The following is a 14,895-nucleotide window of genomic DNA, read 5'->3' on the forward strand; positions in this document are numbered from 1 at the left end:
AGCAGCATTAACCTCCAAAGGGATCGTCAAATGATTCAGACCAAACCAAGTGCAAGCCGGCTACGCCCGGTCAAGCGCGCATTGCTGTGCGCCGTCGCCCTGCCAGCGCTGCTGGCACTTTCACCCGTCTCCGCAAAGACGCTGGTGTTCTGCTCTGAAGGCAGCCCCGAGAACTTCTACCCCGGTGTCAACACCACGGGTACCTCGTTCGATGCCAACGAACCCGTCTACAACCGCCTCGTCGAATTCGAATACGGCGGCACCAAGGTCATCCCCGGCCTGGCCGAAAAATGGGACATTTCCGCCGACGGCCTGACCTACACCTTCCACCTGCGCAAGGGCGTGAAATGGCACGCCTCCAACAAGGCCTTCAAGCCGACGCGCGACTTCAACGCCGACGACGTGCTGTTCATGTTCGAACGCCAGTGGAAAGAAGACAACGCCTTCTTCAAGGTCACCAGCCCCAACCACTCCTACTTCAGCGACATGGGCATGCCCAAGCTGCTGAAGTCGGTGGAAAAGGTCAACGACATGACCGTCAAGATCACGCTGGACAAGCCTGAAGCGCCCTTCCTGGCCAACCTGGCCATGCCTTACGCGGCCGTGCAGTCCAAGGAATACGCCGACGCCATGCTCAAGGCCGGCACGCCGGAAAAAATCGACCAGGACCCGGTCGGCACCGGCCCCTTCTACCTGGTGCAGTACCAGAAAGACGCGATCATCCGCTACAAGGCCTTCCCGCAGTACTGGGGCGGCAAGGCCAAGATCGACGACCTTGTGTACTCGATCACGCCTGACGCATCGGTGCGCTGGGCCAAGCTGCAAAAGGGTGAATGCCACGTCATGCCCTACCCCAACCCCGCCGACCTGGACGCGATCCGCAAGGACCCGAACGTGACCATCGTCGAGCAGGCTGGCCTGAACGTGGGCTACATGGCCTACAACACGACCAAGAAGCCTTTTGACGACGTGCGCGTGCGCAAGGCCATCAACATGGCGATCAACAAGAAAGCCATTGTCGAAGGCGTGTACCTGAGCACCGGCGTTGCCGCCAAGAACCCGATCCCGCCGACCATGGCCGCGTACAACAACGCCATCAAGGACGACGAGTACAACCCCGAAGCCGCCAAGAAATTGCTGGCCCAGGCCGGCTACCCCAACGGCTTCACCACCGACCTGTGGGCCATGCCCGTGCAGCGCCCCTACAACCCGAATGCCAAGCGCATCGCCGAGTTGATGCAGGCTGACCTGGTCAAGGTCGGCGTGACCGCCGAGATCAAGAGCTTCGAATGGGGCGAGTACCGCAAGCGCCTGCAGGCCGGCGAACACCAGATGGGCATGCTGGGCTGGACCGGCGACAACGGCGATCCTGACAACTTCATGTACACCCTGCTCGGCTGCGCTTCGGCCCAGTCCGCCAGCGGCTCCAACATCGCCAAGTTCTGCTACCAGCCTTATGAAGACCTGGTCCTGAAAGCCAAGACCGTGACCAACCCCGCGGAGCGCAACAAGCTCTACCAGCAGGCCCAGGTCATCTTCAAGGAACAGGCTCCCTGGTTCACCATCGCCCACGCGGTGCAGCTCAAGCCCGTGCGCAAGAGCGTGATCGGCTACAAGAACAGCCCCTTCGGCCGCCACAACTTCTACGCTGTGGACATCAAGGAGTAATCCTGGGTGCACAAGGCGGCTTCATCCTGAAGCCGCCGCCCACAAAAAAGGCCGGGTCACCCCGGCCTTTTTTTATGCCCACAGGCAGGGCTACTGCTGCGATGCCCTGGCCAGCGCGCTTTGTGTGATGGACGACAGCGTGCCGCGCGTGGTGATGACTTCCGGGTCCAGCGTCACCTCGATCACCGTGCCCTCCTTGCGTTCCAGCGCCGCCAGCAGCTCGGCCTCGAACTCGGCGGTGCGCGTGATGCGCACGCCGGCATAACCGTAGGCGCGCGCCAGGCCGGCGAAGTCCGGGTTGTTCAGGCGCGAACCGCTTTCGTGCCGCGGGTACTCCCTTTCCTGGTGCATGCGTATGGTGCCGTACATGCCGTTGTTGAGCAGCACGATGATGCTTTTGGCGCCGTGCTGCACGGCCGTGGCCAGCTCCTGGCCGTTCATCAGAAAATCGCCGTCGCCCGCAATCGTGAAAGCCACCCGGCCCGTCGTGATGGCCGCCGCGATGCCGGCCGGCACGCCGTAGCCCATGGCGCCCACCGTGGGCGCCAGCTGCGTCTTGTGGCCTTTGACCAGGCCGTGGTGTTTGAAAAAGCGGTGCACCCAGCTCGCGAAGTTGCCCGCGCCGTTGGTCAGCACCGCGTCAAGCGGCAGATATTTTTGCAGCAGGCCGACGATGGCCGGCATGTCGATGTCACCCGGCAGGTTGGCCGAGGGCGTGGGTTTCAGGTTCTCCAGGTAGTCCTCGTTCGCCGACGCCGCCCAGGCCTCCCAGGCCACGCTCACCGGCGCCGTCAGCACCTCCAGCGAGCGCGCCGCGGCATTCATGGTGGCGTTGATGGCCAGGTCGGCCTGGTAGACGCGGTTGAGCTCCTCGGCGCTGGCGTGGATGTGCACCAGTTTCTGCGCGGGGCGCGGCGCCTGCAGCAGCGTATAGCCACCGGTCGTCATCTCACCCAGGCGCGGGCCTATGGCGATGATCAGGTCGCTGGCTTTGACGCGCGCGGCCAGCTTGGGATTGAGGCCTATGCCCACGTCGCCGGCGTACAGCGGGTGGTGGTTGTCAAAGGTGTCCTGGAAGCGGAAGGCATTGCCCACCGGCAGCTTCCAGTTTTCGGCGAAGCGCTGCAGCGCCTGCGCCGACTGCGGCGTCCAGCCGCCGCCGCCCGCGATGATCAGCGGGCGCTCGGATTTGAGCAGCATCTCGCGCAGCGTGCGCAGCGAGCCCGGGTCGCTCCAGGCCTGCACCGCCTCCACGCGAGGCAGCGGCTGCGCGGCCGTCATGCGGGTCAGCATGTCTTCTGGCAGCACCAGCACCACCGGGCCGGGGCGGCCGTTCATCGCGGTGGCGAAAGCGCGCGCCACGTACTCGGGAATGCGGTCGGCTTCGTCGATGCGCTCGACGCGTTTCGCAAAGCCCTTGGTGCTGGGGCCGAAGAAGTTGAAGTAGTCCACCTCCTGGAAGGCCTCGCGGTCGCGGCAGTCGCTGGCCACGTCGCCCACCAGCAGCACCATGGGCGTGGAGTCCTGGAAGGCCGTATGCACACCTATGGAGGCATTGGTGGCGCCCGGGCCGCGCGTGACCATGCACACGCCGGGCCGGCCGGTCAGCTTGCCGTGGGCCTCGGCCATAAAAGCCGCGCCGCCCTCCTGCCGGCAGGTGACAAACTGGATCTTGTCCCGGCGCGCATGCAGGCCGTCGAGCACGGCCAGGTAGCTTTCGCCGGGCACGCCGAATGCGTGGGTGACGCCCTGGGCCAGAAGGCAGTCGACAAGGAGGTGGCCGGCAAGTTGTGCAGTCATGTGCCTATTGTGCTGGATACGACACCCACGCTCCTCCTAGGGGGCCGCTGCGGCCCCTGCTGGAATGAAGAGAGCCCAGCCTCGCGCGCGACGCTGCGCTTATTCCGGTGTTGCCGCGTCGCCGTCACTGCCGCCGGCAGCCAGGGCCTGGCGGGCGAGCTCTTCGTCGCTGAGTGGCGGGGCCGCTTCAAGCGCGGCGAGTTCGTCGAGGAATTCCTGAGTCGGTTCTTCGTGCTCCAGCAGCACTTCCTCAAGTTTTTGCCGGCCGGTTTCCGCGTGCACCGTGGGTGAAACGAGAATCGTGGGTGGTACGGGGAACGTTTCGCCAAGCTTGAATTTCAGCGCTTCGGATTTTTCTTCAACCCAGTGCGCGAAGTCACCGTTTTTGGGGGTGTCTGAATTGCTCATGGCGGCCTCCTTGGCTTGCAGTGCGGCCTGGGCGCGAATGGCCAAAGCCTGCTTCGTTCATTATGCGGCGACGGCGCGTGTAGCGGTAGTGCACACACAATCCAGCGTCCCGCCGCTTTCCCATTCAGGGTTAACAGGCTTGCATTAATTCACCAAACAGTTAAATTTGCAACATGGCAGCCACTTCTTCTTCCGCGCAGGAACCCCGCTCACGCGACGCGGACCGCTCACAACAAACCATACTGCTGGCCGCGCGCGACGAGTTCGCGCTCTACGGCCTGGCCGGCGCCCGGGTCGACCGCATCGCCGAGCGCGCCGACATCAACAAGCGCCTGATCTACTACTACTTCAAGAGCAAGGACGACCTCTTCCTCGCGGTGCTGGAGAATACCTACGCCGACATACGCGCGGCCGAGCAAAAACTGCACCTCGATGAAATGGACCCGGTTGAGGCGATACGCGAACTGGTCTCTTTCACCTGGCACTACTACCTCGAGCACCCCGAGTTCATCTCGCTCCTCAACAGTGAAAACCAGCACAATGCGGCGCATTTGAAGAAGTCTTCGCGCATCCAGGAAATGAACTCGCCGCTGGTGCAGATGCTGGACACGGTGCTCGAACGCGGGCGCCGCCAGGAGCTGTTCCGCGCCGGCATAGACCCGATCCAGCTGTATATCTCCATCGCCTCGATCTGCTACTTCTACCTCTCCAACAACCAGACGCTCTCGACCATCTTCGGGCGCGATCTGCGCGCCCCCAAAGCCATGGCCCAGCGCCTGTCGCATATGACGGACATGGTGCTCGGCTACGTGATGCACTGAGCGCCGGCGGCCCCGCCAGCCCACCCCCGAGGTTTCCCTAGGGGCGATTGACAGCATCCCGGTCCAGCCCCAACAATTCACCATATAGTTACATACGGACGTGCCGGCCTGCGGCGCCCTGCCGCATGGCAACCAGGAGACTTATCCGATGCTGCGCAAGTTGCTGCTGTTACCGGCGCTCAGGCCTTTCCTGCTGATCATCCTGCTGCTGGTGCTGTGGGATATCGCCATACGTGTCTTCAAGATCCCGGCCTACCTGATTCCCCGTCCCGAGGAAGTCGTGGGGCAACTAGTGTCCGAATGGAGCCGCCTGCTGCGCGAAAGCTGGAAAACCACGCAGGCCACGCTGGGCGGTTTCGCGCTCACCATCCTGATCGGCATTCCGCTGGCCATGGTGATCGCCTACTCCCGCATCGTCGAGTCCTACGTCTACCCCCTGCTGGTGTTCTCGCAAAGCATTCCCAAGGTCGCGATCGCGCCGCTGTTTGTCGTGTGGTTCGGCTTCGGCATCTTTCCCAAGATCATCTCGGCCTTTCTGCTGGGCTTCTTCCCCGTCGTGGTGTCCACCGTCATGGGCTTCAAGTCGGTCGAGCCCGACATGCTGGACCTGGCGCGCTCCATGGGTGCCAGCCGACTGCAGACCTTCTTCAAGATCAGCCTGCCGCAGGCCCTGCCCGCCATCTTCAGCGGCCTGAAGGTTTCCATCACGCTGGCCGTGGTGGGCGCCGTGGTCGGCGAGTTCGTCGGCTCGAACTCCGGCATCGGTTATGTGCTGCAAGTAGCCAACGGCAATTTCGACCTGCCGCTGATGTTCGCCGCGCTGGTGGTGCTGTCGTCCATAGGCGTGCTGCTGTTCGCGGCCATAGACCTGGTCGAGCGGCTGATGATTCCCTGGCACGCCTCGCAGCGCCAGGTGTTCTGAGTTCTTCGCGTTCTTTTCGCCCGTTTCACGTTCCCCTATCCACGTTCCAACACGGCAACCCCAGGAGACACACCATGAAAAAACGTTTTCCCTCCCTGCTGACAGCCACGGCGGGCGCGCTGGCGCTGGCCTTGACCCTGGCCGCGCCCGCCCGCGCGCAGACCAAGGCACCCGAAAAAGTCACGCTGATGCTCAACTGGTACCTCTACAGCGAGCACGCGCCCTTTTTCCTCGGCAAGGAACGCGGCTTTTACGCCGAGGAGGGCATAGACCTGGACATCCAGGAAGGCCGCGGCTCGGCCGTCACTGCCCAGGCCGTGGCCGCCAAGTCGGCGACCTTCGGCTACATCGACGTCACCACCATGATCAAGGCCGCCGCCAAGGGCGCGCCGCTCAAGTCCACCGGCGTGCTGTTCCAGGTGAGTCCCATGTCGGTCATGGGATTTGCGGATAAAAACATCAAGACACCCAAAGACATCATCGGCAAGACGGTGGCCACCACGCCGGGCGACTCGATGTCGCAGATGTGGCCGCTGTTCCTCAAGGCCAACAACATCCAGGCCGACCAGGTCAAGATCGTCTCGGGCGACGGCCAGACAAAACTCAATGCCGTGATGAACGGCCAGGCCGATCTGCTGCTCGGCTACGTGATGGACCAGGCCATCAAACTGCAGGACGCCACCGGCAAGCAGGTCCACCCGATCCGCTTCGCCGACTCGGGCATCAACCAGATCAGCTCCGGCATCATCACCAACAAAAACCTGCTGAGCGAGAACCCCGACCTGGTCAAACGCTTTATGCGTGCCTCCACCCGAGCCGCCGAAGCCGCCGAGAAAAGCCCCGAGGCCGCCGTCGACGCGATGCTCAAAGCCAACCCCAAGGCCGGCGTGCGCGACACGCTGATCGTGGGCATGAAACAAAGCGTGGCGCTCTACCACACCAAGGAAACCGCCAACCAGCGCCCCTTCCGCGTGACCATGAAAAACGTCAGCGATTCGCTGGACTTGCTGGTGCAGTACGGCGGCATGGACGCTTCGACGCGAGGCAAGCCCGAAGACTACGTCAGCCTTGACTTTCTCCCGGCGAACTGAAGAAGGCGCATCGCATTCATGCCCAACGACCATTTAATAGAAGCCCGTGGTGTCTCCAAGACCTACCAGACCAAGGACGGCCCCGTCGAGTCGCTCAAGCCGCTGGATTTTTCGATCCGCGAGGGCGAATTCATCTCCGTCGTCGGGCCTTCGGGTTGCGGAAAAAGCACGCTGCTGAAGATGGTGGCCGGCCTGCTGCCGATCTCGGGCGGCACGCTGACGCTGGCGGGCAAGCCCATCAACGGGCCGCAGAAAGATGTGGGCATCGTGTTTCAGAGCGCCGTGCTGCTGGCCTGGCGCACGGTGCTCAAAAACATCCTGCTGCAGGCCGAGATGCGCCACATGCCCAAGGAGCAGGCCCTGGCCAAGGCGCAGCAACTGATAGAGATGGCCGGCCTCAAGGGCTTTGAAAACAAATACCCCTGGCAGCTGTCGGGCGGCATGCAGCAGCGCGCCTCGATCTGCCGGGCGCTGCTGCACGATCCCTCGGTGCTGCTGATGGACGAGCCCTTCGGCGCGCTGGACGCGATGACGCGCGAAAAAATGAACCTGGAGCTGCAGCGCATCTGGTCGGCTTCGCGCAAAACGGTGCTGCTGATCACCCACAGCATTCCCGAGGCCGTGTTCCTGTCCGACCGCGTCATCGTGATGAGTGAACGGCCGGGCTCCATCGCCGCGACCTACGACATAGACCTGCCGCGCCCGCGCACGCTGGACATGATGGGCTCGCCCGAGTTCGCGGTCTACACCAAAAAAGTGCGCGCGCATTTTTATTCGCAGGGCACGCTGGACCACTGAACAGGCCACCGGGCGTCAATCTCATGGACCAGGCTCTTCGTTTCCGGATCGAGGAAATCCGCTTTTCCGAGCGCGACGTGGTGCTGCGCCTGCCATTTCGCTTCGGCGCGGCCACCGTGAACGCCTGCCCCCAGGTCTTTGTGCAGGCCCGCATCCGTTTTGCCGACGGGTCGACTTCGCAGGGATGCGCGGCCGAGATGATGATCCCGAAGTGGTTCGACAAAAACCCGGCGCTCTCAAACGAGGACAACTTCCAGCAACTGCGCGACGCCCTGCTGGCGGCCCGCGCGGCCTATTGCGCCGACAATTCCGCCAGGACCGCGTGGCAGCATTTCGCGCAACACTACCAGGCGCTGCTCGACAGCGGCGCGGCCGCCGGCCTCAATCCGCTGGCCGCCGGCTACGGCCCGGCCCTGCTGGACCGCGCGATCCTGGACGCGCTGCTGCTCAAACTCGATTGCAGCTTTGCCGCCGGCATGAGCGCCAATGCGGCCGGTGTGGCGCTGCGCGGCAGCGGCCTGGCGGCCGACCTGCGCGACTTCGACATGGCGCGCTTTATGTCGCTGCAGATGCCGCGCAAACAGATCGCCGCGCGGCACACCGTGGGCCTGGCCGACGCGATCAGCCATGCCGACGAGCCGGCGCAGCAACCCATGGACGGCCTGCCCACCTCGCTGGAGGCTGCCATCGAGCGCTACGGCCACCGCCATTTCAAGATCAAGCTCAGCGGCGACACCGAAGCCGACATGGCGCGCCTGGCGGCCATCAGCCATGTGCTGCAAGGCGCGGCGCGCGTCATCACGCTGGACGGCAACGAGCAATACGCGAGCGCCGGCGCTTTTGCCGATTTTTTCGGGCGGCTCAGCTCGGAGCCCCAGCTCGCGCCGCTGCTGGCCCGCACCGCATTTGTGGAGCAGCCGCTGCGCCGCGACCAGGCGCTGGCGCAGGACGTCTCCGCGCTGGCCAGGCAGATTCCCCTGCTGGTCGATGAATCCGACGCCACGCTGGACGCCTTTGTCCAGGCCAGGCGGCTGGGCTACAGCGGCGTGTCCAGCAAAAGCTGCAAAGGTTTCTACAAATCCGTCATCAACGCCGCGCGCTGCGCGCTGTGGAACGCCGAGACGCCCGGCGCGCACCATTTTCTCTCGGGGGAAGACCTCACCATGCAGGCCGGCCTGGGGGTGCAGCAGGACCTGGCGCTGGTCGGCTGGCTGGGCCTGGAGCATGTGGAGCGCAACGGCCACCACTACGTCAACGGCCTGATGGCGGCGCCCAAAGATGAACAGCAAAACCTGCTGCTGGCGCACGACACGCTGTACGAATACAGCTTCGACGCGGTGCGCCTGCGCATCAAGGGCGGGCAGATCGCGCTGGGCTCGCTCGACAGCCCCGGTTTCGGCACCGGCCAGGCCGGCGGCCATATTTCCTGGGACGCGATGCGTTCCTCTTATTGAACAAGGCAACAAGGAGTACTTATGAGCACACAACGGCTTGGCATCATCATGCACGGCGTGACGGGTCGCATGGGCATGAACCAGCACCTGATCCGCTCCATCGTCGCGATACGCAAACAGGGCGGCGTGACGCTCTCCAATGGCGACAAGGTCATGCCCGACCCCATCCTGATAGGCCGCAACGCCGAAAAGATCGAGGCCCTGGCCAAGGCCCATGGCCTCTCGCGCTGGGGAACCGATCTCGACGAAGCCCTGAAAAACAAGGACGACACGATCTTCTTCGATGCCGGCACCACGCAGATGCGCCCCACCCTGCTGGCCAAAGCCATACGCGCCGGCAAGCACGTGTACTGCGAAAAGCCGATCGCCACCAACCTCAACGAGGCCGTCGAGATTGCCCGCCTGGCCGAAAAGTCCGGCCTCAAACACGGCGCCGTGCAGGACAAGCTCTTCCTGCCCGGCCTGCGCAAGCTCGACATGCTGCGCCGCGCGGGCTTTTTCGGCCGCATGCTGTCGGTGCGGCTCGAGTTCGGCTACTGGGTGTTCGAAGGCGACCTGCAACCCATACAACGCCCGAGCTGGAACTACCGCAGCGAAGACGGCGGCGGCATGATCCTGGACATGATGTGCCACTGGCGCTATGTGCTGGACAACCTGTTCGGCGAGGTCAAGTCCGTTTCCTGCATAGGCGCCACCCACATTCCCGAGCGCTGGGACGAAGCCGGCAAACCCTACAAGGCCACCGCCGACGACGCGGCCTATGCCACGGCCGAACTCACAGGCCACAACGGTGAGCCGGTCATCGCCCAGATGAATATGTCCTGGGCCACCCGCGTGCGCCGCGACGACCTGGTCACCTTCCATGTGGACGGCACGCACGGCTCGGCCGTGGCGGGCCTCTCAAGCTGCCGCGCCCAGTCGCGCGTGACCACGCCGCGCCCGGTGTGGAACCCCGACGAGAAGCAGATGATGAATTTCTTCGACCAATGGCAGGAAGTGCCGGACTCGCAGACCTACGACAACGGCTTCAAGATCCAGTGGGAACACTTCATACGCCATGTGGTCGAGAACGAACCCTACAAGTGGACGCTGCCCGAAGGCGCCAAGGGCGTGCAGCTGGTCGAGGCGGCCCTGCAAAGCTGGAAAGAGCGGCGCTGGATAGACGTGCCGCCGCTGAAGGTCTGAGGGGCACACCATGGCACTGACACTGACCTTGCCCCATGCCGGCGATAGCGGCGGCCTCAAGCCCTACACGCTGCGCGGCAGCACGCCCGTCAAACCCGCCGCGGGGCTGACGTTCAACCGCATCGCCTATTCCGCCGCGCATGTGGTGGCCGACCCGCTGGCGGCGGTGGACCCGTGGCTGGCCTGCGCCATCGACTGGGACGCCACCATCGCCTACCGCCGCCACCTGTGGTCGCTGGGCCTGGGCGTGGCCGAAGCCATGGACACGGCGCAGCGCGGCATGGGCCTGGACTGGCCGACCTCGCTGGAACTGATACGCCGCTCGCTGGACGCTGCCAAAGACATTCCGGGCGCGTTCGTCGCTACCGGTTGCGGCACCGACCACCTGGTGCTGGAAAACGTCAAGACCGTCGATGAGGTCATCGCCGGCTACGAAGAGCAGATGGCCGCGATTGAGAAACTGGGCGGCAAACTGATCCTCATGGCCAGCCGCGCACTGGCCCGCGTGGCCAAAAGCCCGGCCGACTACGAACGTGTCTACGACCGCATCCTGAGCCAGGCCAGGCAACCCGTGGTGCTGCACTGGCTGGGCGACATGTTCGACCCGGCGCTGGCCGGCTATTGGGGCAGCGGCGATGTGGAAAAAGCCATGGACACCGCGCTCGGCATCATCAATGCCCATGCCGCCAAGGTCGACGGCATCAAGATCTCGCTGCTCGACAAGGACAAGGAAATCGCCATGCGCCGCAGGCTACCGGCCGGCGTGCGCATGTACACCGGTGACGACTTCAACTACGCCGAGCTGATTGCCGGCGACGGTTTCGGCAAGGAAGCGACGCACGGCCAGAGCGATGCCTTGCTGGGCATCTTCGATGCCATCGCGCCGGCCGCGAGCGCGGCGCTCGGTGAGCTGGCACAAGGCCATGTGGAGAAATTCCACGCCATCCTCGGCCCCACCGTGCCGCTGTCGCGCCACATCTTTGCCGCGCCCACGCGTTTTTACAAAACCGGCGTGGTCTTCATGGCCTGGCTCAACGGCCACCAGAAGCATTTCACGATGGTGGGCGGGCAGCAAAGCACGCGTTCGCTGCAGCACTTTGCGGAACTGTTCCGCCTGGCCGATGCGGCCAACCTGCTGGAGCAGCCCGAGCTGGCAGTGCGGCGCATGAAAACCCTGCTTGCGCTGCACGGGGTGGAGTGATGCCCCCCGTTGCCCGATTCCTGCCGGATCACTCATAAATAAATCACCTGGAGACAAGCATGAAGACACGCACCATCCTCAAAGCCTGCCTGGCCGCCGGCCTCGCGGCCGCAGCCTTTGGCGCCGCGGCGCAGGCCTATCCCAGCCGCCCCGTCAAGGTCATCATCCCTTTCCCGCCCGGCGGCACACTGGACGCGGTGGGCCGGCAGCTCGCGCAAAAGCTGGGCGAACAGCTGGGCCAGCCTTTTGTGGTGGAAAACCGCGCGGGCGGCAACGGCACCATAGGCGCCGGCGTCGTGGCACAGGCGCCCGCCGACGGCTACACCCTGCTCTTCAACGCCTCCACCTTCACGACCGCGCCCATGACCATGAAGTCGGTGCCCTATGGCGTGGTCAAGGACTTCACGCCCATCGCGCTGGTTGCCAAGGCCCCGCTGTCGGTGGCCATCAACAAAAACCTGCCGGTCACCGACGTGAAATCGCTGATCGCCTACGCCAAGGCCAACCCCGGAAAAATGACTTTCGCGGTCGGCTCCATAGGTTCGGCGGGCCATCTTTCAACCGAGCTGCTCAAGCGCGCCGGCGGCATCGAATACACCGTGGTGCCTTACAAGGGCACGGCGCCCGCCTTCCAGGACTTGATAGGCGGCCAGATCGACGGTTTCATCGACCCCATCCTGGGCTCGCTGCAGTACCACAAGAGCGGCATGTTGCGCGTCGTCGCGGTCACCGGCGACAAGCGCGCGCCCAGCCTGCCCGATGTGCCGACGGTGGCCGAGACGATTCCGGGCTTTGAGTTTTACAGCTGGTACGGCCTGTGGGCGCCGGCCAAGCTGCCGGCCGAGATCACGCACAAGCTCAACGCCGAAACCAGCAAGGCGCTGGCCGGCGAGATGCGCGAAAAACTCATGCAGCAAGGCCTGGTGCTGACGCCGGGTACGCCGGAGGACTTCGCGAAATTCCAGAACACCGACATGGCGCGTTCGCAGAAAATCATCACGGACGGCAACATCCGTGTCGAATAAGGTTTCCCGCCATGGCCGCTGAAGACGTGAAACGCGCACTCGTAACGGGCAGCAGCTCGGGCATAGGCCTGGCCATCGCCCAGGCCCTGCTGGACCGGGGCTGGGACGTGATTGGCCTGGACGTCGCGCCCGCGCGCATCGTGCACCCAGCGTTTTCATCCACCGAGGTCAACCTGTGCCAGGCTGAGGCCACGGAACGCGCCCTGCGCTCGGCGGGCACCGTGCAGGCCCTGGTCCATGCCGCCGGCGTGCTGCGTGTGGGCCGGCTCGGTGAGCTGTCCAGCGAAGATTCGCAGCTGATGTGGCAGCTCCATGTCGATGCCGTCACGCGCATCGCCAACCGGGTGGTCCCCGCCATGGCGCAGGCCGGCGCCGGCCGCGTGGTGCTAATCGGCAGCCGCGTGGCGCGCGGCATGGCCGGCCGCAGCCAGTATGCGGCGACCAAGGCGGCGCTCGTTGCCCTGGCGCGCAGCTGGGCTGCCGAAACCGCGGCTGCGGGCGTGACCGTCAATGTCGTGTCGCCGGCTGCCACCGAAACCGCCATGCTCACCGACCCGGCGCGCGCCAACACCCCGCCCAAGCTGCCGCCGCTTGGCCGGCTGATACGGCCGGCGGAGATCGCCGCGCTGGTCTCTTTTCTGCTCTCGCCCGATGCCGCGGCCATCACCGGCCAGGACATCCAGATCTGCGGAGGCGCGTCGCTCGCGGCGTGAATCCATGGCAAAGGAAAACTCCATAGGCGTTGTCGGCCTGGGCCTGGTCGGCTCGGCACTGGCGCGGCGCCTGGCCGCCGCCGGGTTTAAGGTCACGGGCTTTGACCTGCGTGAAGAAGCCCGTGCCGCTTTGGCGGGCCAGGGAGGGCTTGCCGCCGCATCTCTGGCCGAAGTCGCCGGCGCGGCCTCCTGCGTGGTGCTGGCCGTGTTCGATACCGCCGATGTGCTCAGCGTGGTCGAGGGGCCTGGTGGCCTGCTGTCGGCTCCAGGCGTTCGCTGCATCATCGATTGCTCCACCGGCACACCGCATGAACTTGAGGCGCTGGCCGCTCGCTTGGCCGCGCGCGGCATTGCCTTTATCGAAGCGCCGCTCTCGGGCTCCAGCCAGCAGATTGCCGCGGGTGAGGCCACGCTGCTGCTGGGCGGTGAAACCCAGGCACTGCGGCAATGCGAAGCCGTGCTGGCCGCCATGGCCGGCCAGCGTTTCCACGTGGGCGGCGCCGGCATGGGGGCCAGGGCCAAGCTGGCCACCAACCTGGTGCTGGGCCTGAACCGCGCGGCGCTGGCCGAAGGGATGGTCTTTGCCGAAAGCCTGGGTATCGCGCCCGAACAATTCCTGGCACTGGTGCTGGCCAGCCCGGCGACGTCCGGCGCGGCCCAGGCCAAGGGCCGGATGATGGTGGATGGCGACTTCGCGCCGCAGTCGCGCATACGCCAGCACCTCAAGGACCTTGCCTTGATGATTGACAGCGCCGCGGCCGCCGGGCAGCAACTGCCGCTGTCCGAAACGCATGCGGCCCTGCTGCGCGCGGCCGTCGCCGCCGGTGACGGCGAACTCGACAACGCGGCCATCGTCCGCGAACTGCGCCGGCGCAAAACCGCGCCGCCTCCCACCGACCCGAATCAAACTTCGCCATGAGAAACTTTTCCCAAGACCATCGCTGGCTCTCCATCAACACCGCGACCGTGCGCAAGCACCGCGGCGTCGAGCAGCCGCTGGCGGACATCCTCGAAGCCTGCGCGGCGCGCGGCATACGCGCCATCTCGCCCTGGCGCGACCAGGTGGCGGCCGCGGGCCTGCCGCTTATTTCAAAGCTGGTCAAAACCCATGGGCTGCAGCTCTCGGGTTACTGCCGCGGCGGCATGTTTCCCGCGGCGGATGCGGCCGGCCTCAAAGCCGCGCATGAGGACAACCGCCGCGCCGTCGACGAAGCCTGCGAGCTGAACGCCGCCTGCCTGGTGCTGGTGGTGGGCGGCCTGCCCGGCGCGCTGGCCGGCAAGGCGGCGCACAAGGACATCGCGCTGTCGCGCAGCCAGGTGTTTGACGGCATCGCCGCCCTGCTGGAATACGCCAGGGCCTGCAACATGCCGCTGGCGATAGAACCGCTGCACCCCATGTATGCGGCCGACCGCGCCTGCATCAACACCCTGGAACATGCGCTGGACGTCTGCGATGCGCTGGACCCCGCCAGAAGCGGCGCGCTCGGCGTGGCGGTGGACGTCTACCATGTCTGGTGGGATCCCAAGCTCCAAGCCCAGATCCAGCGCGCCGGCAAGGAACGGCTATTGGCCTTTCACGTCTGTGACTGGCTGACGCCGACCACCGATTTGCTCAACGACCGCGGCATGATGGGCGACGGCGTGATCGACATCCCGAAAATCCGCGGCTGGGTGGAAGCCCAGGGCTTCGCGGGCTATAGCGAGGTGGAGATTTTTTCGGCAGGCAACTGGTGGCAGCGGGACAGCGGCGAGGTGCTGGATACCTGCATTGCCCGGCACAAGTCGGCGGTTTAGAAGGGCTCTTGAGGG

At 65.0% G+C, this 14,895-nt stretch carries 14 protein-coding genes; 12 read left to right on the forward strand and 2 right to left on the reverse strand.

Annotated features, from left to right (window positions below):
* The first annotated feature begins 30 nt into the window (after window positions 1-30).
* On the forward strand, window positions 31-1,668 hold the full coding sequence (locus tag AC1DUN_RS18405; protein ID WP_477715226.1) for an ABC transporter substrate-binding protein: 1,638 nt from the start codon (window positions 31-33) through the stop codon (window positions 1,666-1,668).
* 90 nt (window positions 1,669-1,758) lie between these two features.
* On the opposite strand, the gene AC1DUN_RS18410 is transcribed toward AC1DUN_RS18405, so the two are convergent.
* Window positions 1,759-3,468: a thiamine pyrophosphate-binding protein gene (locus tag AC1DUN_RS18410; protein WP_477715227.1), complete on the reverse strand. Its 1,710-nt coding sequence runs from the start codon at window positions 3,466-3,468 to the stop codon at window positions 1,759-1,761.
* 99 nt (window positions 3,469-3,567) lie between these two features.
* A complete protein-coding gene (locus tag AC1DUN_RS18415) occupies window positions 3,568-3,876 on the reverse strand; it encodes a hypothetical protein (RefSeq protein WP_477715228.1) in 309 nt (102 codons plus the stop codon).
* 173 nt (window positions 3,877-4,049) lie between these two features.
* Here AC1DUN_RS18415 and AC1DUN_RS18420 point away from each other — a divergent pair, with 173 nt between their 5' ends.
* The 11 genes from AC1DUN_RS18420 (at window position 4,050) to AC1DUN_RS18470 (ending at window position 14,880) form a co-directional block, all read left to right on the forward strand.
* Window positions 4,050-4,697, forward strand: a complete 648-nt coding sequence (locus tag AC1DUN_RS18420) for a TetR/AcrR family transcriptional regulator (protein WP_477715229.1) — start codon at window positions 4,050-4,052, stop codon at window positions 4,695-4,697.
* Window positions 4,698-4,845: 148 nt separating this feature from the next.
* Window positions 4,846-5,619, forward strand: coding sequence for an ABC transporter permease (locus AC1DUN_RS18425; protein WP_477715230.1), 774 nt, complete (start codon window positions 4,846-4,848; stop codon window positions 5,617-5,619).
* Window positions 5,620-5,693: 74 nt separating this feature from the next.
* Complete coding sequence (locus AC1DUN_RS18430) at window positions 5,694-6,710, forward strand: ABC transporter substrate-binding protein (RefSeq protein WP_477715231.1); 1,017 nt, start codon at window positions 5,694-5,696, stop codon at window positions 6,708-6,710.
* 18 nt (window positions 6,711-6,728) lie between these two features.
* Window positions 6,729-7,508 (forward strand): ABC transporter ATP-binding protein, encoded by a 780-nt coding sequence (locus AC1DUN_RS18435; RefSeq protein ID WP_413330143.1) that lies wholly within the window; start codon window positions 6,729-6,731, stop codon window positions 7,506-7,508.
* Window positions 7,509-7,531: 23 nt separating this feature from the next.
* Window positions 7,532-8,962 carry an enolase C-terminal domain-like protein gene (locus AC1DUN_RS18440; protein ID WP_477715232.1) on the forward strand — a complete coding sequence of 477 codons (1,431 nt, stop codon included), beginning with the start codon at window positions 7,532-7,534 and terminating at the stop codon, window positions 8,960-8,962.
* Window positions 8,963-8,983: 21 nt separating this feature from the next.
* Window positions 8,984-10,147, forward strand: a complete 1,164-nt coding sequence (locus tag AC1DUN_RS18445; protein ID WP_477715233.1) for a Gfo/Idh/MocA family protein — start codon at window positions 8,984-8,986, stop codon at window positions 10,145-10,147.
* Between the two features lie 10 nt (window positions 10,148-10,157).
* Window positions 10,158-11,348: a dihydrodipicolinate synthase family protein gene (locus tag AC1DUN_RS18450; protein WP_477715234.1), complete on the forward strand. Its 1,191-nt coding sequence runs from the start codon at window positions 10,158-10,160 to the stop codon at window positions 11,346-11,348.
* Between the two features lie 59 nt (window positions 11,349-11,407).
* On the forward strand, window positions 11,408-12,373 hold the full coding sequence (locus tag AC1DUN_RS18455) for a Bug family tripartite tricarboxylate transporter substrate binding protein (protein ID WP_477715235.1): 966 nt from the start codon (window positions 11,408-11,410) through the stop codon (window positions 12,371-12,373).
* A gap of 11 nt (window positions 12,374-12,384) precedes the next feature.
* Window positions 12,385-13,086: an SDR family NAD(P)-dependent oxidoreductase gene (locus tag AC1DUN_RS18460; protein WP_477715236.1), complete on the forward strand. Its 702-nt coding sequence runs from the start codon at window positions 12,385-12,387 to the stop codon at window positions 13,084-13,086.
* 4 nt (window positions 13,087-13,090) lie between these two features.
* Window positions 13,091-14,005: an NAD(P)-dependent oxidoreductase gene (locus AC1DUN_RS18465; protein WP_477715237.1), complete on the forward strand. Its 915-nt coding sequence runs from the start codon at window positions 13,091-13,093 to the stop codon at window positions 14,003-14,005.
* Window positions 14,002-14,880, forward strand: a complete 879-nt coding sequence (locus AC1DUN_RS18470; protein WP_477715238.1) for a sugar phosphate isomerase/epimerase family protein — start codon at window positions 14,002-14,004, stop codon at window positions 14,878-14,880. The genes AC1DUN_RS18465 and AC1DUN_RS18470 overlap by 4 nt, the downstream gene beginning before the upstream one ends.
* The last annotated feature ends 15 nt before the right edge of the window (window positions 14,881-14,895 follow it).

The sequence above is a fragment of the Polaromonas sp. P4_F6 genome, from assembly GCF_056401275.1.

What these genes read in the sequence shown, in the direction of transcription:
- AC1DUN_RS18410 (WP_477715227.1), bottom strand. Translation starts at nt 3,468, where the DNA reads ATGACTGCACAACTTGCCGGCCACCTCCTTGTCGACTGCCTTCTGGCC.
- AC1DUN_RS18405 (WP_477715226.1), top strand. Translation starts at nt 31, where the DNA reads ATGATTCAGACCAAACCAAGTGCAAGCCGGCTACGCCCGGTCAAGCGC.
- AC1DUN_RS18435 (WP_413330143.1), top strand. Translation starts at nt 6,729, where the DNA reads ATGCCCAACGACCATTTAATAGAAGCCCGTGGTGTCTCCAAGACCTAC.
- AC1DUN_RS18415 (WP_477715228.1), bottom strand. Translation starts at nt 3,876, where the DNA reads ATGAGCAATTCAGACACCCCCAAAAACGGTGACTTCGCGCACTGGGTT.
- AC1DUN_RS18470 (WP_477715238.1), top strand. Translation starts at nt 14,002, where the DNA reads ATGAGAAACTTTTCCCAAGACCATCGCTGGCTCTCCATCAACACCGCG.
- AC1DUN_RS18420 (WP_477715229.1), top strand. Translation starts at nt 4,050, where the DNA reads ATGGCAGCCACTTCTTCTTCCGCGCAGGAACCCCGCTCACGCGACGCG.
- AC1DUN_RS18450 (WP_477715234.1), top strand. Translation starts at nt 10,158, where the DNA reads ATGGCACTGACACTGACCTTGCCCCATGCCGGCGATAGCGGCGGCCTC.
- AC1DUN_RS18465 (WP_477715237.1), top strand. Translation starts at nt 13,091, where the DNA reads ATGGCAAAGGAAAACTCCATAGGCGTTGTCGGCCTGGGCCTGGTCGGC.
- AC1DUN_RS18440 (WP_477715232.1), top strand. Translation starts at nt 7,532, where the DNA reads ATGGACCAGGCTCTTCGTTTCCGGATCGAGGAAATCCGCTTTTCCGAG.
- AC1DUN_RS18445 (WP_477715233.1), top strand. Translation starts at nt 8,984, where the DNA reads ATGAGCACACAACGGCTTGGCATCATCATGCACGGCGTGACGGGTCGC.
- AC1DUN_RS18430 (WP_477715231.1), top strand. Translation starts at nt 5,694, where the DNA reads ATGAAAAAACGTTTTCCCTCCCTGCTGACAGCCACGGCGGGCGCGCTG.
- AC1DUN_RS18425 (WP_477715230.1), top strand. Translation starts at nt 4,846, where the DNA reads ATGCTGCGCAAGTTGCTGCTGTTACCGGCGCTCAGGCCTTTCCTGCTG.
- AC1DUN_RS18455 (WP_477715235.1), top strand. Translation starts at nt 11,408, where the DNA reads ATGAAGACACGCACCATCCTCAAAGCCTGCCTGGCCGCCGGCCTCGCG.
- AC1DUN_RS18460 (WP_477715236.1), top strand. Translation starts at nt 12,385, where the DNA reads ATGGCCGCTGAAGACGTGAAACGCGCACTCGTAACGGGCAGCAGCTCG.